Source organism: Shewanella sp. MMG014 (assembly GCF_018100775.1).
Classification (GTDB): Bacteria; Pseudomonadota; Gammaproteobacteria; order Enterobacterales; family Shewanellaceae; genus Shewanella; species Shewanella japonica.
Map to the genome: position 1 here is coordinate 242160 of NZ_JAGJDZ010000006.1, position 20703 is coordinate 262862.

The 20703-nt window shown below is 40.7% G+C and carries 17 protein-coding genes; 5 read left to right on the forward strand and 12 right to left on the reverse strand.

Features of this window, described 5'->3' with window-relative positions:
- Positions 1–54: 54 nt before the first annotated feature.
- The 10 genes from J8L86_RS11945 to J8L86_RS11990 form a co-directional block, all read right to left on the reverse strand.
- The gene (locus tag J8L86_RS11945; RefSeq protein ID WP_211030464.1) at positions 55–810 is read right to left on the reverse strand and encodes a thioredoxin family protein; all 756 of its coding nucleotides are present in this window, start codon (positions 808–810) and stop codon (positions 55–57) included.
- A 130-nt stretch (positions 811–940) separates the two neighbouring features.
- Positions 941–2185 carry a dicarboxylate/amino acid:cation symporter gene (locus J8L86_RS11950; RefSeq protein WP_055022669.1) on the reverse strand — a complete coding sequence of 415 codons (1245 nt, stop codon included), beginning with the start codon at positions 2183–2185 and terminating at the stop codon, positions 941–943.
- A 592-nt stretch (positions 2186–2777) separates the two neighbouring features.
- On the reverse strand, positions 2778–3998 hold the full coding sequence (locus tag J8L86_RS11955; RefSeq protein ID WP_211030467.1) for a phosphoenolpyruvate carboxylase: 1221 nt from the start codon (positions 3996–3998) through the stop codon (positions 2778–2780).
- The gene (locus J8L86_RS11960) at positions 3995–4684 is read right to left on the reverse strand and encodes a hypothetical protein (RefSeq protein ID WP_247663356.1); all 690 of its coding nucleotides are present in this window, start codon (positions 4682–4684) and stop codon (positions 3995–3997) included. The genes J8L86_RS11955 and J8L86_RS11960 overlap by 4 nt, the downstream gene beginning before the upstream one ends.
- Entirely contained in the window at positions 4684–8361 is a 3678-nt protein-coding gene (locus J8L86_RS11965) for an ATP-binding protein (protein WP_211030469.1), read from the reverse strand. The genes J8L86_RS11960 and J8L86_RS11965 overlap by 1 nt, the downstream gene beginning before the upstream one ends.
- Before the next feature lie 440 nt (positions 8362–8801).
- A complete protein-coding gene (locus tag J8L86_RS11970; protein WP_065109794.1) occupies positions 8802–10421 on the reverse strand; it encodes a HAMP domain-containing methyl-accepting chemotaxis protein in 1620 nt (539 codons plus the stop codon).
- Between the two features lie 195 nt (positions 10422–10616).
- Positions 10617–11726 carry a GGDEF domain-containing protein gene (locus J8L86_RS11975; protein WP_211030471.1) on the reverse strand — a complete coding sequence of 370 codons (1110 nt, stop codon included), beginning with the start codon at positions 11724–11726 and terminating at the stop codon, positions 10617–10619.
- 260 nt (positions 11727–11986) lie between these two features.
- Positions 11987–13594 (reverse strand): alkyl hydroperoxide reductase subunit F, encoded by a 1608-nt coding sequence (ahpF, locus tag J8L86_RS11980; protein ID WP_211030473.1) that lies wholly within the window; start codon positions 13592–13594, stop codon positions 11987–11989.
- 204 nt (positions 13595–13798) lie between these two features.
- Complete coding sequence (gene ahpC / locus J8L86_RS11985) at positions 13799–14368, reverse strand: alkyl hydroperoxide reductase subunit C (RefSeq protein WP_055022675.1); 570 nt, start codon at positions 14366–14368, stop codon at positions 13799–13801.
- Between the two features lie 180 nt (positions 14369–14548).
- Positions 14549–15292: a fused MFS/spermidine synthase gene (locus tag J8L86_RS11990; RefSeq protein WP_211030476.1), complete on the reverse strand. Its 744-nt coding sequence runs from the start codon at positions 15290–15292 to the stop codon at positions 14549–14551.
- Between the two features lie 150 nt (positions 15293–15442).
- Here J8L86_RS11990 and J8L86_RS11995 point away from each other — a divergent pair, with 150 nt between their 5' ends.
- Positions 15443–16000, forward strand: a complete 558-nt coding sequence (locus tag J8L86_RS11995; protein WP_211030477.1) for a mechanosensitive ion channel family protein — start codon at positions 15443–15445, stop codon at positions 15998–16000.
- Positions 16001–16104: 104 nt separating this feature from the next.
- Here J8L86_RS11995 and J8L86_RS12000 read toward each other — a convergent pair whose 3' ends face one another.
- Together J8L86_RS12000 and J8L86_RS12005 are read right to left on the reverse strand one after the other, a co-directional pair.
- Positions 16105–16842, reverse strand: coding sequence for a dienelactone hydrolase family protein (locus J8L86_RS12000; RefSeq protein ID WP_065109790.1), 738 nt, complete (start codon positions 16840–16842; stop codon positions 16105–16107).
- A 98-nt stretch (positions 16843–16940) separates the two neighbouring features.
- Positions 16941–17930: a 2-hydroxyacid dehydrogenase gene (locus J8L86_RS12005; RefSeq protein ID WP_211030479.1), complete on the reverse strand. Its 990-nt coding sequence runs from the start codon at positions 17928–17930 to the stop codon at positions 16941–16943.
- Between the two features lie 188 nt (positions 17931–18118).
- Here J8L86_RS12005 and J8L86_RS12010 point away from each other — a divergent pair, with 188 nt between their 5' ends.
- The 4 genes from J8L86_RS12010 to asnC all read left to right on the forward strand — a co-directional run bounded on the left by J8L86_RS12010 (position 18119) and on the right by asnC (position 20528).
- On the forward strand, positions 18119–18538 hold the full coding sequence (locus tag J8L86_RS12010) for a hypothetical protein (protein ID WP_055022680.1): 420 nt from the start codon (positions 18119–18121) through the stop codon (positions 18536–18538).
- 36 nt (positions 18539–18574) lie between these two features.
- On the forward strand, positions 18575–18865 hold the full coding sequence (locus tag J8L86_RS12015; RefSeq protein WP_055022681.1) for a hypothetical protein: 291 nt from the start codon (positions 18575–18577) through the stop codon (positions 18863–18865).
- A 128-nt stretch (positions 18866–18993) separates the two neighbouring features.
- Positions 18994–19671, forward strand: coding sequence for a bifunctional tRNA pseudouridine(32) synthase/23S rRNA pseudouridine(746) synthase RluA (rluA, locus tag J8L86_RS12020; RefSeq protein WP_211030481.1), 678 nt, complete (start codon positions 18994–18996; stop codon positions 19669–19671).
- Positions 19672–20066: 395 nt separating this feature from the next.
- The gene (gene asnC / locus J8L86_RS12025) at positions 20067–20528 is read left to right on the forward strand and encodes a transcriptional regulator AsnC (RefSeq protein WP_055022683.1); all 462 of its coding nucleotides are present in this window, start codon (positions 20067–20069) and stop codon (positions 20526–20528) included.
- Positions 20529–20703 lie beyond the last annotated feature (175 nt).

The window sequence follows — 20703 nt, forward strand, 5'->3', positions numbered from 1 at the left end:
GCGGTTTTTTTATTAAGCCATCGACCCAAACTGATTCGCTGGCTCAACGATTCCCTATTCCCAACTGAATTTACCATATTCAGGAAAAGCCAGCGCAGTTTGCGGGTTAGCTGCTAGTTCTTGCTTCATTGCTATAATATCTTTTTGCAACTGCGTTCTGTATTGCCACACTTCTGTCGCAACCGCTTGAAGCTCTTTTGAATCGCCAGCGTTACCATTTCTCACCGCAGCCCATATTGGACGTAGATAATCAAAACCTTGCTTTAAGTGGGCCACATTTGCATCAATGAACTCATCTAGTTGCGGTGATGTTGGTAATGATTCAACAGGCTGAGTGCCGATGGTTGAGAAAAACTCGATATATTCATCTAACGGAACACTGTCGGCGCTTTGCCATTTTGATAAATTGACTTCATTAAGTAATTGCCCTGTTCTTGGATCAATAACCATCACAGTCGGTGTGCCAAAGTAAGCAGGATAACCATACTTTTGCGGTAAGCTATGCATATCGTCAAAATATGCCACATCGACGAATACGGTTTCAAAACGTGAGATTAAAATAGGCTGCATTGTTTGGTCTGAAAAGTTACCCGCCAGACCTCTGCTGTCATGACACCACTGTGCCCCCATCACGACTAACAATAACTTTCCTTGCTCTAAAGCCTTTGACTGAGCCAACTCAACTCTTTGCAGATCATTATCGTGTGCGATAAAAGTATATTGCGGTAACGCTTCAACGTGGTGCTCTGTTGACTGACAGCCCATCAATAACATCAATGGTATTAATAATATTCCAATAGCTAATCTCACTTAACGCTCCCTTTTGCTCAGTGATACTGATTTACCTTATCAGCATATACAAAAAAGGCCTGCAATTGCAGACCTCTTATCTAGCTTATTAAAAGAACTAATTCATTTAATAGTGAATCAACTCATCGCATTAAGCTTTTTCAGCTTCTAATTGATGCGGCTTCTCAGTTTGATCAACGATAGTTAATACCGCGGTATCACCTACTACGTTACACGAAGTTAGTACCATATCAATGATACGGTCAAGCGCTGCCACAATCGCAAAGGCTTCAACAGGTAAGCCCATCTGATGAATAAGCACACCAATCATGACCATCCCGCCACCTGGAACACCACCAGCACCCACTGATAGTAAAAAGACACTGAACAATAATGCTGGGATTTGCTCGCCACTGATTGGCATGCCAAAGGCATTAGCCACAAAGAAAATCGCGATAGTAATATAAATCGATACGCCGCCCATATTCATCGTTGCACCAAGCGGAACACCAAAACCAGCTACGGCACGATTAACACCAAGCTTGTCAGTTAAGGTTCGCATAGTGACCGGAATCGTGGCATTTGAGCTTGCGGTTGATAACGAGAATAAGATTTGCTCGCGGGTTTTCTCACGAAACTGCTTGGCAGTCACTTGCGTGAAGAAGCTGACTGCGAATGGGTAAACCACAAAAATCCACAGCAACAATAGCCCTAAAATGAGTAATAAATACTGCACAACACTGAAGAAAATTTCTGGTTCCAACGTTGCCCCTAACTTGAACATCAACGCGAACACACCAATAGGAGCCAAATTCATCACAACAGAAATCAAACGCATCATAATAATATTTGCAGTTTGAAAGCCTTTTACAGCACCTTTGGCAACTTCACCTAATGATTTAATCACACCGCCAAGTAGCAGCGCCATAAAGATAACCTGAAGCATATTGCCCGAAGTAAATGCCGAGAACGGGTTATTCGGCACGATATTCACGATAAGCGTCATTAAGTTGGGTAATTCAGTCGCTGTAATGGCCACATCGACATTGCTTGTCATATCGATCCCTTTACCAGGCTCTATGAGCATAGCAACGGCAAATGCTGCCGTGATAGCCACTAGGGTATTGATGATATAAAAACCAAATGTTTTACCACCAAGCCTGCCAAAGCTTTTTAAATCTTGCAGCTCACAGACACCGCAAACAATACTCACAAACACCAAAGGCACAACAAGCATCATGATCATATTGACGAACATCTTTCCGATGCCCGATGCAATGTCGACTAATGTCCCAGAAAAGAACGCTACATCATTTAGCGCAAATTGGACGATACTTCCGAGAAATACCCCTAAGAATAACCCGATAAAAATTCGAGTTGATAATGATTTAACCATGATTGTTGTATTCCTAGTTCAAGCCGACTTCAGAAGCAAACACCTAAAAACGACAATAAAATTGTTTTAATTATTTTAGCGACCACGATACTGAAACAAGTTGCAATACATTTCAATGTTAGAGATCAATAAGTTGTTACTCCCATTGAAACGGCAGATTTACAACTATAATTAACCAGCTGATTTTAAAGCCCTTACACTAAAATATTAATCATTTAAGAGTCAAAGCCAGTTTTGCTCACCAAAACACATCCCTTTAACAGCTAAACATATCGTGTTTGAAAGACTGAAAAGTTAAAGTCACTAGTATACGGATTAATATTTCGACTTCACCCCATAGTGCATCACATGGGTAATATATGTTGCTAAATCAAATTGAAATATGAGTTAACACAAGGAAAACAAAAAGGGGTCAAGTTGTAACAACCAGGTAGACTCCAGTTACATTTCTCTTTGGAAATACATGAAAACAAAAAAGCAGTTGAGGTTAGTCAACTGCTTTAATTCAATGAGCGCTTTCTAGGCTATCTAACACACTCGATAAGCATACGCAAAATACAAAAACATGTTATCAAACGATCCGATAACGAGATTAGGCCAGCCACAGCTCTACATCATGGATCATAAAGTTACCGTTATAGATTGGGTCAGGCTCACCAATCGGTTCAAGTTCAAAGTAAACCTTATGCTCATCTGGTAAACCTTCATAACCGCCAATCACCTGATATAACCAGTTTTCAGCTTCCCAATCGAGCTTATTGGCATGAAGATACTCTAGCGCTGACTGTCGCAGACCTGAATCGATGACTTCACAAAAGTATTGATCCACAGCCAGTTTAAGCGGGTTATCAGGAATGTCGAAATCTTCTACATCACTCATGGTCGTTGCCACATTATGCTCACGTACTTTTGTTGGCAATAAGTCACGACTAATGGCTTTCACTTTAGATACCACATCTAATAACACAAGTTCGTGCTGACTGTTATTAACGTCAACACTGGCAGGCTTAATCATTGCTTCGGCGCAATTGAATAAGTTTGGCACGTGCTTATGACCAACGTGGTTTTCAGGCTGGTAATCTGGATGCAGATCAGTATGTAACAAAAAGCCTTTAAGCAGACGAGTACGACCCTGAATTTGCCTGAAGCGACCAATGAGCTCTAGTAACCTACCTTGCACAGCGCTAAGCTCTAACGTGCATTGGCTTAAGGTTTCTTGAAGATTGGTGACTAATAATCGTCTGAGTTCACGAATATCACCAGCTATTTCGCTTAGTTCGTTGAACTGAAACATCTCCAAACCATTGAGTAATTCGCTGACCTGACTTTGAGCCAGTTCGTTTTCACGAATTTTTGCGCTGATGCTGCCAACATAACCGAACTCGTTATTAATGCGGCTCCACAACACCCTAATAGAATATCTTAGGCTATCGGTGAAGCTATAAACATGTTCACTTAAATCGGCTAAGTAAGCCTCAGCAGCACTATAATCAACATTATGCCGTGCTTCTTTATAATGATCGGCTAAGGTTTTAATCGTACTAAACGCTGAGCCAACATTGGCATCAATCTGACGATTGCGCTCATCGCTCAACGCTTCTTCCAGTAATGCTCTCACTGAACGCTTAAGACGTAAGGCTTCATCGGGTTCTGGTCGCCATAAAATACCACTCTTTTTTAGCTTTTCTATCACAGCTACGTCATGTGTTGTTTCACTGACAGAACCCGCTAAATAGGCATCCATAACCACATCAGCATGACGGCTTAACTGCTTTAGCAGCTTAACCCCTGCTTGATGTAAATTATTACTCATACTAAATCCCTTTGTGTCGCAGTTTCAGCTTGAGCTTCAAGGCTTAATCCTTCTGTTTCATCAATAAAGCGGATCACTTCGTATAAATAATCAAGCTTACCTGTGGCAATGTAAATTTGCTTTTCACTGTTGGGTTTAACTAAATAACCTAGTTCAACTAAACGCTTAAATACCAGCTTGATTTGATTATCAACATTGTGACTGGTGGAGCCAAACAATCGATAATGACTTAGCTTAGCCAATTGCTCCATAAAAGCTGGGGTGTCTTCAATACGCGCTTGAAGCTCAGTCAAACGGATCGGTGCACCTTCACTTAAAGGAGCATCTTGACCACTGCTTTCTTGAACTAAAACCAGCCACTCAACTAATGGCACCAGCGCTGAGCAAATATCCTTAAATTGGCTAGAAATCACTTTCTTTTCTTGCTCGCCTAACTGCTGATAACCACAAAAAAAGACATCTCCTTCAGCTGCCGAAGAAATCGTACGATTAATTTGATTTAAATACTGTTCAATTTTCTCAAAGGTATGCGGGCTTTTTAATGCACGCCAACCATCTTCATTTGTGGTGCGACAGATAAACTCACCACGCAATAATTGCTCGATAAGCATTCCGGTCCCGACCAAGGTGGTTTCTGAAGGCGCTTCGCTTTTAGAAGACAAAGGTGATTGCATTGATTCAGACATTAGATCGCCTCCTTATTATTGGCACGCTGACTTAATCGCTCAGCCAGTGGATTGCTTTTCGGTTTCACCACCTGCAATTTGCGGGTTTGTTTATTAATGATGTATCGGTTAGCAAACAGATTAAGTACTTCAGACTCCGGATTCGGGAAAGCCCCTAATACGCTAATATTGTTATTCACACAGGCATCAAAGATTTTTTTCACATTGGTATGATGCAAAGTACCCAGCTCATCAATAGGCCAATGAATCGTGACATCCGCTTTACCACGTAATAAGCGAGTAAATGCGAGCAGGAACTTACACAGAATGAGATACGCCATACCGTGACTAGAAGACTCATTGAGCTGTCTATCAGTACGTATAACTAAATCGCTGTTACCTTCTTTTAAGCGCAGCTCAATTTCTAATAGCTTGGCAATACCGCCCGAAAGCGCTGCACGACCAATGATATCTAGCGCACGACGCATGCTTGATGTGTAGTGCTCATCAGGTAATTGACTGAAACCATCTGCTTTCCATTGCTTAAAGGCTTTCACAAACACTTCCAGTTCAGGCCAGAACTCTAACTCACTAATGCGAGAACGAATCTTAACTGCCGATTCAGATACCCCATCAAGGAATAACTCTTCACCGACTTCACGGGTAATGCGAGCACTTTGTGATGCAATACGTCTATCAATATCAGCTAATACATCGTAGTAAGCGGTTAAGTCGATACCAAAAATTCGTCCTTGTTCACGAATCGCCATCAGTGATTGCGGCACCATCACATTTAATAATTGTTCAAGTTGGGGCACTAACTTACGGTAATCCAGTAATCGAATGCCTTTATCGTTAGTAAAGCTAGACTCATCACGAGCACGCTCCCAAAACTCAGCGAGGCTTGAACCAGATTTACTGGCAATAACGGAATCAAAATGTTCAACATATTGCTTCACTGAACCTAGAAGATAGTCACGTTGTAAAAGTAGCTCTTCACCTTGTCTTAAACGTTCACCAATGCTGCCATCAGCTTCTTCTTTACTTTTAGGTAATTTAAGCTCGGCGAGTTTACGCATCACTGCACGCAATTTCGTTAAGTTCTCTGATGCATCAACTTGTGCTGCATCAGAGGCTTTTTTAACCGTTTCTAGCTGCTGTTTACGCTGTTTAACTTCAGCCGTTTTATTCGCAAGTTGTTGCTCGAGTTCAAGCACGGCTTGTTTTACTTTAGATAAGTCTGTTTGCAACTTGGGCTTGCTGACAAGCCAGGAATTTTGATACCAATGATCGTAACGCAATACATCACTGCGACGTTTTTCAGCATGGCTGATTTGCGCTTCTAGTTCTCGTATTTTCCCTTTAAGCGCCACAATTGCAGCTTCATCAACCCCACGAGATTTAAGCTCATTTTTATACCAAGTATCACAGGCTTTTTGCTCTTGTTTAGCATTGCTGCGACGGGTTTCAATATTGGTTTTGATTTGTGCGAGCTGATTATCTAATGCTCCGACAACATCTTGCCAATAAGCATTTTTTTCCATTCGAGCTTCAAGCGCTTGGTCTTTTTGCTCATCTAGCCACTCTAGATGCTGGTTATGTTGCAGCTTGAGCTCATTATCAAGCTGCACTAATCGTTTGGCTGCATGGGCTTTTCTATCTGCTAACGCTTGGTTAATTTGAGTCTGAGTGCTACGTTTTTCATCAAATAAACGTCTGACATCTTCACGGCTATTTTTATACGCCGTTCGTGCAAAAGTCAGTTCTTTGCTGAGGTTATCTAACTCATCATTAATCATAACAAGCTGATCTTCATGTTCAGCCTTTAGCTCTTCAGCTTGAGATAAAGCCTCTTCTGCTTTGGTTAACCGTAAGCGTAAATCTTGCTCGGACGCAGCATAATCAGGGACATCTATCGCCTTTAAATCAAGCCCAATACCAAATAGCGCGTCATCGCTACTGCCTGCCACATTAGGATGTAAGTCGGTGCGATGAAGCAACTCAGGTGCTATCACTTTACCAAAGCTTTGCTCCCAACCTGGTGACTCTTTACGTAAAAACTCAAGTAACGTGTGTGACTGCGGGAATAATATCCCTTTAACATCATCAACATCAGCTAAACGTTCATTCACTCTGACACTCGCAATCCGCAGCGCTTCACTCACTTGATCGCGTTTAGCACGTAATTTACGTTCGTCTATGGATAAGCGATCGACCTTTTGATTACAGATTTCTTGTTCTTCATCTGCACGGCTAATGCGCTCATCAAAAATGGCTAACGTGGTTTTTTCTTCTTCAGTGTACGTCACACCGTCAACTTGATAGCTAATTTCACCACGAGTCAATTTAAGCTGATATTCTTGTTCCGCAAATGTCGCTTTACCCGCATCAGTTTTTTCGCGCCAAACATTTTCAAGATTAGCTAAATCTTCTGAAGCGGCCTCACGCTGAGCATCACGGCTTTCACGCAGTTCATCTTGTTCTTCGTGGAGCGTTTCAAGCTCACGATGAAGCTGCTCTGCTATCTTGCTACGTCGACTACTGTAAGCTGCTTCAATATCTTGATGCTTTTCAGTTTGGAGTTTATGACGCTCTGTTAGATTTTCTAAATCACTACGCCAATTATCTAAACTGTCTAAATCGGCTTTGGCTTGTTCAATATTGGCATTTAAGAAACCTTCATATTGGTCCTCAATTGCATCAAGCTCAGCCTCATACTTGCGAGTATCACCTTGTGCAAATGATAACTCTTGGCTTATTTCGTCCCTTGCTTCTTTCCACTCTTCATCGAGTAAACGCAGTTGCAAACTGGCATCTTTAGATTCATTTTGACTCAGCTCTTGCCTTTGCGCTTCCAACGTTTCATCGCCGCGATAGCCTTTAGCAAGGCTGCCAAGTCGTAATTCAGCGCTCAGTAATTGGTTAAACTCTTGCTCTAGTTTTTCAAATTCAGGGCGAATTTGTTCAAAACCTTGTACTAACTGGCTTTCACGTATCCAACTTTCTACTCTCTGAGGGTTTAAACGTGATGTGGGCGGGTTAACGCCATCTTCTTCTAAAATCGCCGCCACCATCGACTTAACGGTTTCCATTTTTCCTTCTTTGGAATGCACCGCTTTAGCGAGTTTTTCAATATGACGTAGTGAGTATTCGCTATCACATAAGGAGAATTGATGCCCATAAGTGCGTAGCTCGCCTTTATTGCCGCCTGTGGTGAGTAAGCTGCGATCGTGCTGAATAATGGCTCGATACTCTCGGGTATTTAGCAAATGAGTGTGAGTCACTTGGGCACGCTTCATTTCACGACCAAGTTCAGCCATGGTATGACAAATAATGGTGTCGCCATTACGTGATTTTACGTAATCATCTAACTCAAAGCCTTTGGCAATAAACCGGTAATTAACCCCTTTACCATCACCAGCAGAAGACATAATCGCTTGGTATAGCTTGCCATCGCTCTTTTGATATTCGTAAATGATGTAGCTTGAATCATGAGGCAAATACCAACGTTCAAAGCTATCCCTAGTCGACGGAACGACCCGACTTGGGTACTCACCATAAAATACAGGTACCAGTCGTTGTAATGTCGTTTTACCTGATGCATTGGTACCACAAATATTGGTATGTCCATCAAGTTGTAATTCAACGACACCCGGTAAATGGGTATTGATTAATACGATTCTGATCAAGCTTGGCATTGGGATCCTTTTACGCACTATCTGCGAAAGCAAAAACTCGTTTTATCACGGTTATTGTTGTGAGCAATTTTCTTATGCTAATAAGTTAAATCAAAGCGATGCGTGAAGCAATTTCGCTGATTAAATTGGCCTAAATGATACGCTAACATAACTCAAAACAGCGCTTAACAAAGCAGCAGTTGAAGTATAATTTGCTTAATCAGCATACAATTGTGAGCAGGTTTTGGCGTTTTGAGGTGTTAACCTACTACCAAGTAAAAGCAGCAACCGAAAAACCGCTAACTACAGCCACAAAAAAACCACCTAAGAGGTGGTTTTTTCATTAATTTAATGTGCCAATGTTAAGTTAAAGTTTGAACATATCCAGTGAAAAAGGCTAAGAAACACCCTTAAGGCATAAGGCTAAGTCACATACCTCAGACATCAACTTAGGAAGCACATTAAAGCTTAAACTGAGAGGTGGCATTATTCAGCTCGTCAGAGAAATCTAACAACCCATCAGACACATCTTGTACTTCGGCTAAAATCTCTAATGTTTGTACAAATGAAGCATTCATTTCAACAACGTTATGGCTGACTTGCGCAGCTACTGCAGATTGCTGCTCTGTTGCCGCTGCTATGTGCGTATTCATGGTATTGATATTCACAATCTGTTCTTGAATAGACTTTAAAACATCACCAGTTTCACGGGCATGTTTTTCATTATCAGACGCTTTACCAATAGCAACATCCATCGTTGTAACTGATGATTCTGCGGCGCCTTTTAAGCGAGACAGAACTTCACGAATTTCTTTAGTGGCATCTGCAGTTTTAGAGGCTAAAGCCCGAACTTCATCCGCCACAACCGCAAAACCTCGGCCTTGCTCACCCGCTCGTGCAGCTTCAATCGCGGCATTAAGCGCCAATAAGTTTGTTTGTTCTGCAATGGAGGTAATGACATTGAGAATTGAATTTACACTTTCAGTGTCTTTGGCTAATTCATTAATCGACTCTGAAGCGATTTCAATTTCTGCATTAAGCTCTTGAGAAATATTAATCGTACTTGCCACCACAGCTAGGCCGTTTGTGGCTTCACGCTCTGCACTATCAGCCGCTTCTGCTGCCTGTTGGGCGCTTTGAGAAATTTCATTAACAGACAAACCCATTTCTTCCATTGAGTGCTGCACTGTTTTGGCATCTAGACTTTGCTTTTCTGTTGCTTGAGTCGCAATACCCATTCGCTCTTTTAATGACTCAGCGCTTTGTAGTAATGGCGCTGTAACGCTTACCACTTGCTGAATCGCATCGGCAAGTAAACGTAAAAAACGGTTAAAGTTGGTCGAGACTTGGCCTAGTTCATCGCGCCCTGTGACATCAAGTTGATGACGTAAATCACCTTTACCATCGGCTAATTCACCAAGCGAGTTAGCTAAATTACCCGCAGAGCTACTTAACGATTTGGCAATAGAGATAGTTGCAATAGCCATTAATAATAGTAAAGACAAACCAATAGATAACGTCAGCATTAAACCGGTTTCTGAATGGCTAACCGACTCTTGAATCGTATAATTAAACTCGGTAACTTTGTCCGCTTTATATTGCTGAATACCTACCATTAATTTGTCATAAACTTGGGTTTTAGTAGCAATAATCTGGCCGACTTTGCTCATGTCAATCGTGTTATCAACCATGCCTTTTGCAAGGTCAAAGGTCACTTCATTATATTGATTTAGTTCTTTATTAAGTAATGACAAATTACTCGACTGTTCACTGTCGAGACTGATAAGGCTATTAATGTTTTTTTGCAAAGATTGGTATGTTTTATTGGCGTTATCAATCAAGTCTTCATCAGAAAATGACACCGCTTGAGTATAAAGTTCATCAAGCCTTTGAACATAAATAACATTTTGATTGGCAAGCTCAACACGCTGCGAGACTTTGTCTTGCATGAACGTCATAGCATCGTTGTTCTTATTAATCGAAATAATACTGATCGTTAAATTGACGGCAAAGATGATGACAGAAAGTACGAAAATCAAGCCGACTTTCTTGAAGATTGACATGTTGCTAAACCAATTCATTTGTTGCCCCCAAAGCACTCGTAAAAGGATATTTGCCTTAATAAAACACGTATAAATAAACTGCGCTGTCACTTTAAAGTGACCATATTATTTATCGCAGCTTACCTTGCTAAAACGCGTTAAAATCCTTTTATACTGCTATTAACGACAAATACGTTACAATTTGTATATCGGCCACTCGGCAAATTGCTAAAGTTAATAAGCAATATTATTTCGAGTCGTCGCTTTAACTTCGTAAAGCTTATCATCAGCTTGCTTGATTAATTGTTCTGCATTGATCCCAGGTTGCCATTGCGCAACCCCTTGAGAGACAGTGACATACTCGCTCACCAAAGAGTCTGGGTGCTGAAATGCTAATTGGTTAAGACGTAACTTAATATTATTAGCGACTTCAACTGCGCCTGCTATATCGGTTTCTGGAAGCAACACAATAAACTCTTCTCCGCCATAACGAGCACAAACATCTCTCGGCCTTTTAATCTGATGTTTTAATAGCTTTGCCAGCTCAATCAAGCATTCGTCACCACGCTGATGGCCTGAGTAGTCATTGAGTTTTTTAAAGAAGTCTATATCCATTAGAATGATTGACATAGCAGAGCCGCTTCGCTCGCAATGCTGAATTTCTTTGGTTAACATCGCATCAAAATAACGTCGATTACTCAGCTTGGTCAAACTGTCCGTTAACGCTAATTGATTGAGTTCATTCACTAAGCGTTGATTTTCAACATCTTTAAAAATCGACTTTCTAAACCATTTTTCAATGACTTGCTGACCTGAAATGACAATCCCAAGAAAGCTCAACATTTTCATGATTGGGAAAAACAACTCATCAGCAAAAAAGAAAACTCTCACCGATGCCATATAAGTCGACATGATGAATACAGCAAAAAGCAATAAACGACGGAGGGGAAAAAATGCGATAGATAAAGCAAACATCATTAAATGCAATATTGATTCTACTTTTCCTTGAGCAAATGGTGCTGATAATATCAACCAGTTACAGACGGTGATCCAACATAAAAGTAACGCCAATATATAACGATAGAAGCGGCCGTAGTCATTTATCTTTTGCGACGAAGGAAGAGAAAAATCACGCATTGCGCCGTAAAGCGATACTAATGCTAATGGCAGGATACTAATCAATGTGAAGGTGAAATTTAGCTCTGGAATATTCAACAATCGAGTAATGCCAATCACAACCGCTAAAATAAAGCTCAGTACACTTAACCAACGACACCCTTTGGCAAGGTATTGCTGGGTTTCAAAGTGTAACTGTTGCTCAAATGTCGGGGTTGTTTTTTGCATCGTTCACTTATGTATGAGGATATCTCAATTGATTATAGCGACTTTCACACCTGTTGCGACATGCTTTTTGCTTTTTATTTAACCAGCACTTGAACTTAAACAACAATAGCTTACATAGTATTGCCACTTGGTTTAGTCACTTCACTGTTAACGCTAAATTTACTCGCCAAACAAAAAACAGCTAACAAAGTTAGCTGCTTTTACTTTTTCGATATTTGCTAAAGTAACCTAAAGGCTATCGCCTTGTTTGTGGAGGTGACTTATGCAGCAACGGTATCAGAGTTCAATGCTTTCTCAACAGTATCATCAGTTGCGTTATCTGCTTCATCACTATGACGAATCAAGTAATCGAATGCCCCTAATGATGCTGTTGCACCACTTCCCATCGCAATGATAATTTGCTTGTAAGCTGAGTTAGTCACATCGCCAGCTGCAAATACTCCGGGAATAGATGTCTCACCTTTACCATCAACGATAATCTCACCACGCGAAGTTAAGTCTACGGTATCGGTTAGCCACTCTGTATTGGGTACTAAACCAATTTGAACAAAAATACCTGCAAGTTCAACATGATGAGATTCGTTTGTGCTGCGGTCAGTATATGTAAGACCCGTTACACGCTTACCGTCACCCAAAACTTCAGTGGTCATTGCTTGAGTTATAATGTCAATGTTACCCATTGAATTAGCTTTACGTTGCAAGACTTCATCAGCACGTAAACTAGCGTCAAATTCAAGTACGGTGACATGTTCAACGATGCCAGCTAAGTCAATAGCGGCTTCAATGCCGGAATTACCACCGCCAATCACTGCAACACGCTTACCTTTAAATAAAGGGCCATCGCAATGAGGACAATAAGCTACACCACTACCGCGATATTCTTGCTCACCAGGTACATTCATTTCACGCCAGCGTGCACCCGTTGCTAATAAAATGGTTTTACTTGTTAGCTTAGCGCCACTTTCAAGTTCTAGTTCAAATTGTTTACCCGACTTTAATGACAAAGCACGTTGATTATCCATGATATCGACATCATAATCTTTAACGTGTGCTTCAAGGTTGGCCACCAGCTTAGGGCCTTCTGTTTTAGACACTGAAATAAAGTTCTCAATGCCAACAGTTTCAGCCACTTGGCCACCAAACTTATCAGCAACTACGCCAGTGCGAAGTCCTTTGCGCGCTGCATATATCGCAGCTGATGCGCCAGCAGGGCCACCACCAACAACTAAAACATCAAACGATTCTTTGTTATTTAACTGTTCAGCTTTTCTTGCTGCTGCATTGACATCTAACTTGTTTAAGATTTCTACAACAGAAATCGCGCCAACAGAGAACGGCTCTCCATTCATATACACTGTAGGCACCGACATGATATTGCGGTCATTAATTTCATCTTGAAATAATGCGCCATCAATCATCACATTAGTAATATTTGGGTTAGTCGCAGCCATCATATTCAACGCTTGCACCACTTCAGGACAAGTCTGGCAGCTCAACGACACATAGGTTTCGAAATGGAATTCACCAGGTAAGTTTTGGATCTGTTCGATCACATCCGCATCTAATTTGATCGGATGACCACCAGAGTGCAGTAACGCAAGCACTAAAGAGGTAAATTCATGCCCCATTGGTAAACCAGCAAAGGTAATATTTGATCCATTTTGTGGATTTTTAATGCTCATTGACGGCGTTCTATCCGACGTTTGCTGCTGTAAACTCACTAAAGATGATAAACCTTCAATATCTTGAGCAAGTGATAACAACTCTTGAGACTTAGAGCTTGCATCTGCTGACACGACAAGTTCAACTGGGCGCTTGAGGTTTTGCAGGTAGGTATTCAGTTGATTTTTAATATTCGTATCTAACATACGTGTGCTCCTGGAAAATAAAATGAGATTGAGCAAAAAAATTGTCAATCTTAGTATCTCTGCATGGTGATGAATCACACAGAAATCGGGACTCCTAAGATTGACCGGAGATGATTTGAAACAGGCTTGCTAACCTTTGTTAGCAATATGGCTTACTCAGATGATGAGATGAGTAAGCCAATATGACGTATTAAGTCTGTAAGCTTAGATTTTACCGACTAAGTCAATTGATGGAGCAAGTGTTTCTTCACCTGGCTGCCATGCTGCTGGACAAACTTCACCGTCGTGTGTTGCTACGTACTGAGCAGCTTGAATTTTACGTACTAGCTCTGATGCGCTACGACCAATACCTAGGTCATGTACTTCAGCAACTTTGATTTCGCCTTCTGGGTTCATTACAAATGTACCGCGAAGTGCTAAACCATCTTCTTCAATCATCACACCGAAATTACGCGTGATTGCACCAGTTGGGTCACCAATCATTGGGTAGTTGATTTTGCCGATAGTGTCTGAACTTGCGTGCCATGCTTTGTGAGTGAAGTGAGTGTCAGTAGATACTGAGTAAACTTCTACGCCCATTTCTTGTAGCTTAGCGTAATGGTCTGCCATGTCGCCTAATTCAGTAGGGCATACGAAAGTAAAATCAGCAGGGTAAAAGAATACTACTGACCATTTGCCTAAAAGGTCTTGCTCAGTCACTGGTACAAATTCGCCATTGTGAAATGCTGTAGCTGAAAATGGCTTGATTGTAGAATTGATAATTGATTGAGTCATTGTGTTACTCCGATAATTTAATTAAGTGTGTCGCTGTATCCGTTTGATGGAATAGATAATAGCGAGTCTTTAAAATTAAATATAACGGGTAAAAACTATCACCCTAATCGGTTTTTTAGAACAAAGACAGATAAAAGACTTAGGTTATCGGATTTTCCGAATCACTGATATTAAACTTGCTTATTCCCATTGGGTAAAACGTGTTAGCGCCCGTCCAACTGGATAATCAAGCTGTTTGGATAATTGCTGCACATGTTGCTTATTGACTGCACTACCAAAAGAGTGTGGCTGCTTACTGGCATACACAACCCAATTGCCTCCACCGGTTAATGTGGCATAAACATTCGCAAAGTGCATAGACAATGTCTGCTTTAATAGTTCACTTTTACTGTGCTCTTTCCAGCAATTGAGTACCAAAAATCCGTCAGCTTTTAAGCTTTGATGACAATGCGCAATAAACTCCCCAGTAAGTTGTTTTTCATCGACGCCTTGCTCTATGTACATATCCGCGAAAATAATATCTACGCGTTTATGATTACCTTCGGCAAGAAATGCGGTGCCATCTTGATGAACCAAATTCAACTTTTTGCCAATTGGCAACTGAAAAAATCGTTTAGCAATATCAATAACAGGTGAACGCAGTTCAACAGCGGTCAATTTTATGGCTGCATCATAACGGCGCAAAGCATGAATTAACCCACCGCCACCTAAACCTAATATGATTGCACTTTTAGGTTGGCTAAAAAGCAATACTGCTAACATCGCTTGAATATAGGTATGCTGAGGAATATGGGGCTGGGCTTTAAGGATTTTACTTTGTTCGTCATTGTCACCAAAGGACAAAATTCGACATTCATTGTCTTCTAAGACATAGATAGGACCGATCTCATCACTAATATGATGTAACTGCTGATAATCTGACATGGAACTGACTCTGGTATACCGTCAGCTAATTTCAACCTGACGAATTTGGTTGCAAGAAAGACAGTTTACAGGATAAATTCAAACTCACATCATCTTGACTTCAAACTTAGCTTAAATAAGTCGGAACTTGACGCATTAAAGTGAGCCACTATGACAATTCAAATCCTAATTTGCGCTATTTGCATTGCTGTATTTATCTTTATACAGCAACAGCTGAAGCAATTTATCAGCCAACAAGCCAAGAAAAAACAGGTCAATGAAGTACGCAGCCGTTTAGTGACAAGACTATTAACTTATCTACTCTTTTTTATTACTGCATCCATTATGGCTGTGTCATTAGGATTGGGGTACCAAGAAGTCTCGTTATTTGTTTCATCAGCCTTTGCCGTTTTGGGGGTTGCGTTATTTGCCCAATGGTCAATGTTAAGCAACATTACTGCAGGGGTACTGATTTTCTTTGCATTTCCGTATCGAATTGGCGATAAGATAAAAATCGTGGATAAAGATGAAGATATGACAGGGGTGATTGTCGAAATCAGTTTATTTCATGTGATAATTAAACGCGAACAAGGCGATATGATGACTTACCCGAATAACCTTATGCTACAAAAGGCAGTCATAAAAATACCTAAAACAGTGAAGGAACCAAACTCATCCACAGAGAAAACCGCCTCTCATTATATCGATGAAGATATCACGCCTGATTAGCTTTACACATTGCCCTAATAAAAAATGCGCCACATGGGGGAGCCCCCATAGCGCATTCATTAATTAAGCTAGCTTCACGAGTGCTATCGCATCTGTGTATCGGGTTAATTTAATAAGCGCTGAAAAAATGCCACAGCTTGTAAATACATTTGCAATGCCAGTGCCGCATCATAACGTTCACCTTCATCACGCATAAACGCATGCTGAGCATTGACTTCTTGCCAGCTAAAACTCACGCCTTCTTGCTCAAGCTTTTGGTAAATCAGTTTACGCCCTTCACTAGACACGTGGGGATCTTGCTTGCCAAACACCAAGGCCACCTCACCAGCAATATCCCCCGTGCGGGTAAGTGAATCATTCAATGCTTCACACGGTAAGGTATTGGAATGTATGTCTGTAGGATACAAGCAAAAAGCGCCACTGATATCCGCATTCAGCGCTGCTCTATATGCTAAATGCCCTCCTATACACACTCCCATAGCAGCGACTTTACTGGTGCAATAGGCTTGGCTACGAGCAAAATCCACCATTGCTTGCGTATCACTATCATGATGTTCTAATGGCTTTGCAAATTTATCCGCATTACCTTTATCTTTACCAATATCATCATAATCGAGCACGGTACCAATCGGGTTTAACTCGTGAAAAACCTCAGGAACTAGCACGACAAATCCGTGCCCAGCAAGTATTGCTGCACTGCGAGCTATAGGTGCTGTTTGCTGAAAAATTTCAGAGTAAAAAATAATTGTCGAGAACTGTCCTGCGACATCTGGGCGATAAACGTAGGTGCGCATCACGCCTGTTGGCGTGTCAATATCATGAACTTCCTTGGTGATTATCATATTCCCTCTTTTTAGTCAGTCTGAGTGCTGGTTTTATTAATATGTGTAAACGTTGAGCATTACCTAAAATAATGAGCCTCACCATGTTTGCTTACAATCTAATTTAACTCGTTAGCTGAATGCAGCCCTGAAAGTAAGTCGGTGACATTTTTTAAGGTTGTCGAGGCTATTGCATTAAGCGCCTCATCAGTTAAAAACGCTTGATGACCAGTGAAGATAACATTGTGACAGGCTGACAGTCGTCTAAAAACATCATCTTGAATTATTTCGTTGGACTTATCTTGAAAAAAGAGTTCTTTTTCATTTTCATAAACATCCAAACCTAATGCACCAAGTTGCCCCTCTTTTAGCGCTTCCATGGCATCGATTGCATTTAACAATCCACCACGTGAAGTATTAACCACCATGACCCCTGTTTTCATTTTATGAAAACTTTGAGTACACAGCATATGATGATTATCTTCAGTCAATGGGCAGTGCAAACTGATGATGTCACATTGAGGGTACAATTCATCGAGACTGGTATAGTTAACTCCTAAATCAATCACTTGCTGATTAGGATATGGATCGTAAGCAATCACCTTACAGCCAAAACCTAGCAAAATCTTAATCGTAGCAATGCCTATTTTCCCAGTGCCAATAACACCGACGGTTTTGCCATGCATGTTAAAACCCACCAAACCCGATAGGGCGAAGTTGGCGTCACGAGTGCGTTGGTATGCTTTATGTATTTTCCGGTTCAATGTCAGCATAATCGCAATAGTATGCTCTGCAACCGACTCGGGAGAATAAGCTGGTACGTTGACGACAGTGATCCCTAATCGATGCGCTGCATCTAAATCCACATTATTAAATCCGGCGCAGCGCATTGCGATAATTTTTGTGCCACCTTTAGCCAGCTCTACTAAAACTTCTTCGCACAATGAGTCGTTAACAAATGCGCACACCACTTCAAAACCATCAGCCAATTTAACGTTTTGCATGCAAAGTCGATAATCGAAATATTCAATGGTTGCACCAAAATCTTGGTTGATTGCATCAAAGTGCTGAATATCGTAATTTTTGGCACTGAAGAAGCCAATTTTCATGTCATTGTCCTTAATAGAAAGCGTTACAACGGCTTATACTTGAAATCAAATAAGTAAATCGGATATCAAGGTTGCGCATTTTTATCACATCAGCATAGCAATAATTTAGAGTTTGCTATAGATCGCTATTCATTCGAAATGAATTTGTTAAGCTGATACGTCAATAACTGACCAATTACGTATTTTCTATGTCTAAAAAGCAGCAACAAGAAGTATCAGAATTTCAATTTTGGATCCAACGCCTCGGAAAAACCAGTTTACGCGCCTTGCATATTGTTGGTGTCGTCGGTGCCGGTGGCGGTCTGCTACTGGGTATAGAGCAAAGTGAGTGGCTTAACTATTGGATAATAGCAATGGCCAGTGGTGTAGCCCTGTTTGCATGGGAAGTTATTCGCGATTGGCGCTGGTTAATTCAATTAAAAGGCGTATTAACCATCTGTAAAATTTTACTCTTGTTGCTATTTATCCCAATGGCAAATTGGAAGCCTGAGATCACTATCTTTATTGTGCTGTTATCAGTTGTGGTATCTCATGGACCTGCTGGGCTTAGACATTATTCTGTAGTCCATCGAAAAGTAATACATGGCAAAAAGGAAATTAAAGGTTAATCTAGTAGTATCTTTTGTTGCTATTAAGGTTATAGGATGTTTCCTTATCCAGAACAATATCGGTTAGCTGCACCGCCGCTAACCACCAGTTTTATGGTATTTTGGGCACTGTTTAGTCACAGTATTTTTGCTGATGCGAGCCCGTTTGCCCTCTATCCGCTACTGTCATTATTTCCTTTAGTGCTCATCGCGCATGTGTATTTAATCTGGAATGCTCAAGGTATGTCTCGATTAGATCAAAGCTTTTATGCCTTGGTTCATGTTCCTCTCGCTTTTGTTGTTTGGACTTTTACCATTATGCACGTTAATGGCAACGCTTTTTCTTAATACAAAATTTAACGATTTGATTTAAGTAAAGGCTGAAATTGTCATTTAGCCACAAAGGTAGCGAGAACAACTTGCACAAATATGACGGCAAAGGTATCTTTGCCGCGCATTTACGTTAAAGGCTTACCATGGCAGATTTCATTTACCTTCCTCCAACCGATCCTTGGCTTGATATCATTCACGAAGATAAAGACATCATCGTGCTGAATAAGCCTTCAGGATTGTTATCTATTCCTGGAAGAGAAGCTCAATACCATGACAGCGTATATAGCCGTGTGCTTGAGAAGCACCCCAATGCACAAATTGTACATCGCTTAGATATGGCCACATCTGGGGTTATTGTCGTTGCGCTGCGCCGTAATGCAGAGCGTGAGTTAAAACGTCAGTTTCGAGATAGAGAAACGGCCAAAACCTATTACGCAAGAGTTGCGGGCCATGTGAACCCTGCGATTAAGCAAGTGGATTACCCGCTGATTTGCGACTGGCCAAATCGCCCGAAACAAAAAGTGGACCATAAGTTAGGTAAGCCCTCATTAACCTATGTAGAAGTCATCAGTTACGCCAAACAATCTACCTTAGTTAAACTCACGCCCATTACAGGTCGTTCTCATCAACTAAGAATTCATATGATGGCAATAGGCCATGTCATTTTAGGTGATGGTTTTTACGCTGATCCACTCGCCAAAAGATTATCAACACGATTACTACTGCATGCTGCAGAACTTTCGTTTAATCACCCGTATCATCAGCAAGCATTAACCTTTAAAGCCGAAGTGCCATTTATAGAACCTATTAATGATCAATAATTAGGGCTTAATTAGCGATAAAACCGAGATATTACTATTAAAGTGACTCAATCATAGATTGTCGCACTGTCAGCCCTATGACTATTGCTATTAATATGGTTTCCCTTATTGTGACTCGCTAGTTTCTTTTACTTAGGTCTCTTACTGAGAGACCATACTTAGCTCTCATACTTAGTTTTCCAGCTTACTTGTCTTTACTACATACTCTGCATCGTTATTTTAATGACTTATGTCTAGATAGTTGTCGATTGTCATATTCAAAATCACCTCCTCTGAAGCGACTTAATCACAGAAGGGGTATTCATCAAAATGACTTCATGAGAAGTATTTGATGGCATTTATTTATATTTAGTCTTAAATTAATAACTAATTGTAACTAAATTAGGCATTTTAATATGGAAACCCCATTTCAAAGAGATCAGCTCGATAATCAAATTCTTGAAGCATTGATGGAAGAAGCCCGCACCCCTTTTGCTGAACTGGCGAAACGGTTTGCCGTCAGTGCAGGGACGATTCATGTCCGAGTAGAAAAAATGAAACAAGCAGGCATTATTACTGGAGCAAGGATAACAGTAGATCCTAAAGCTTTAGGCTATGACGTTTGCTGTTTTATTGGTATCAATTTAAAAAGTGCAGGTGATTATCCTGCTGCCATATCAAAGTTAAATGCCCTTGAGGAAGTTGTTGAGGCATATTATACCACTGGTAATTACAGTGTTTTTGTAAAGGTAATGTGCCAGTCTATCGATGGATTACAGCATGTTTTAATCAATCGCATCCAGTCAATTGATGAAATTCAATCAACAGAAACATTAATCAGCCTACAAAACCCTATTGTTCGTGGTGTTAAGCCTTAGTCCAAAAAATAATGGCTTATAACTTACTTAATAATGATATACCACTTAAGAGATAGTTAAAATTCATAATAATTTTGCAAATTTGTAACACCTTTGGTTACCTTTGTTAAAGTTTTGTGTTAAAAAGTCGTAGAGTGCATCGAAGAATGCGCCATACGCATTATAAACAAAATTA

What these genes read in the sequence shown, in the direction of transcription:
- J8L86_RS11965 (WP_211030469.1), bottom strand. Translation starts at nt 8,361, where the DNA reads ATGCCAAGCTTGATCAGAATCGTATTAATCAATACCCATTTACCGGGT.
- J8L86_RS11990 (WP_211030476.1), bottom strand. Translation starts at nt 15,292, where the DNA reads ATGTCAGATTATCAGCAGTTACATCATATTAGTGATGAGATCGGTCCT.
- asnC (WP_055022683.1), top strand. Translation starts at nt 20,067, where the DNA reads ATGGAAACCCCATTTCAAAGAGATCAGCTCGATAATCAAATTCTTGAA.
- J8L86_RS11955 (WP_211030467.1), bottom strand. Translation starts at nt 3,998, where the DNA reads ATGAGTAATAATTTACATCAAGCAGGGGTTAAGCTGCTAAAGCAGTTA.
- J8L86_RS11970 (WP_065109794.1), bottom strand. Translation starts at nt 10,421, where the DNA reads ATGAATTGGTTTAGCAACATGTCAATCTTCAAGAAAGTCGGCTTGATT.
- J8L86_RS11960 (WP_247663356.1), bottom strand. Translation starts at nt 4,684, where the DNA reads ATGTCTGAATCAATGCAATCACCTTTGTCTTCTAAAAGCGAAGCGCCT.
- J8L86_RS12005 (WP_211030479.1), bottom strand. Translation starts at nt 17,930, where the DNA reads ATGAAAATTGGCTTCTTCAGTGCCAAAAATTACGATATTCAGCACTTT.
- ahpF (WP_211030473.1), bottom strand. Translation starts at nt 13,594, where the DNA reads ATGTTAGATACGAATATTAAAAATCAACTGAATACCTACCTGCAAAAC.
- J8L86_RS11995 (WP_211030477.1), top strand. Translation starts at nt 15,443, where the DNA reads ATGACAATTCAAATCCTAATTTGCGCTATTTGCATTGCTGTATTTATC.
- J8L86_RS12010 (WP_055022680.1), top strand. Translation starts at nt 18,119, where the DNA reads ATGTCTAAAAAGCAGCAACAAGAAGTATCAGAATTTCAATTTTGGATC.
- rluA (WP_211030481.1), top strand. Translation starts at nt 18,994, where the DNA reads ATGGCAGATTTCATTTACCTTCCTCCAACCGATCCTTGGCTTGATATC.
- ahpC (WP_055022675.1), bottom strand. Translation starts at nt 14,368, where the DNA reads ATGACTCAATCAATTATCAATTCTACAATCAAGCCATTTTCAGCTACA.
- J8L86_RS11950 (WP_055022669.1), bottom strand. Translation starts at nt 2,185, where the DNA reads ATGGTTAAATCATTATCAACTCGAATTTTTATCGGGTTATTCTTAGGG.
- J8L86_RS11975 (WP_211030471.1), bottom strand. Translation starts at nt 11,726, where the DNA reads ATGCAAAAAACAACCCCGACATTTGAGCAACAGTTACACTTTGAAACC.
- J8L86_RS12015 (WP_055022681.1), top strand. Translation starts at nt 18,575, where the DNA reads ATGTTTCCTTATCCAGAACAATATCGGTTAGCTGCACCGCCGCTAACC.
- J8L86_RS12000 (WP_065109790.1), bottom strand. Translation starts at nt 16,842, where the DNA reads ATGATAATCACCAAGGAAGTTCATGATATTGACACGCCAACAGGCGTG.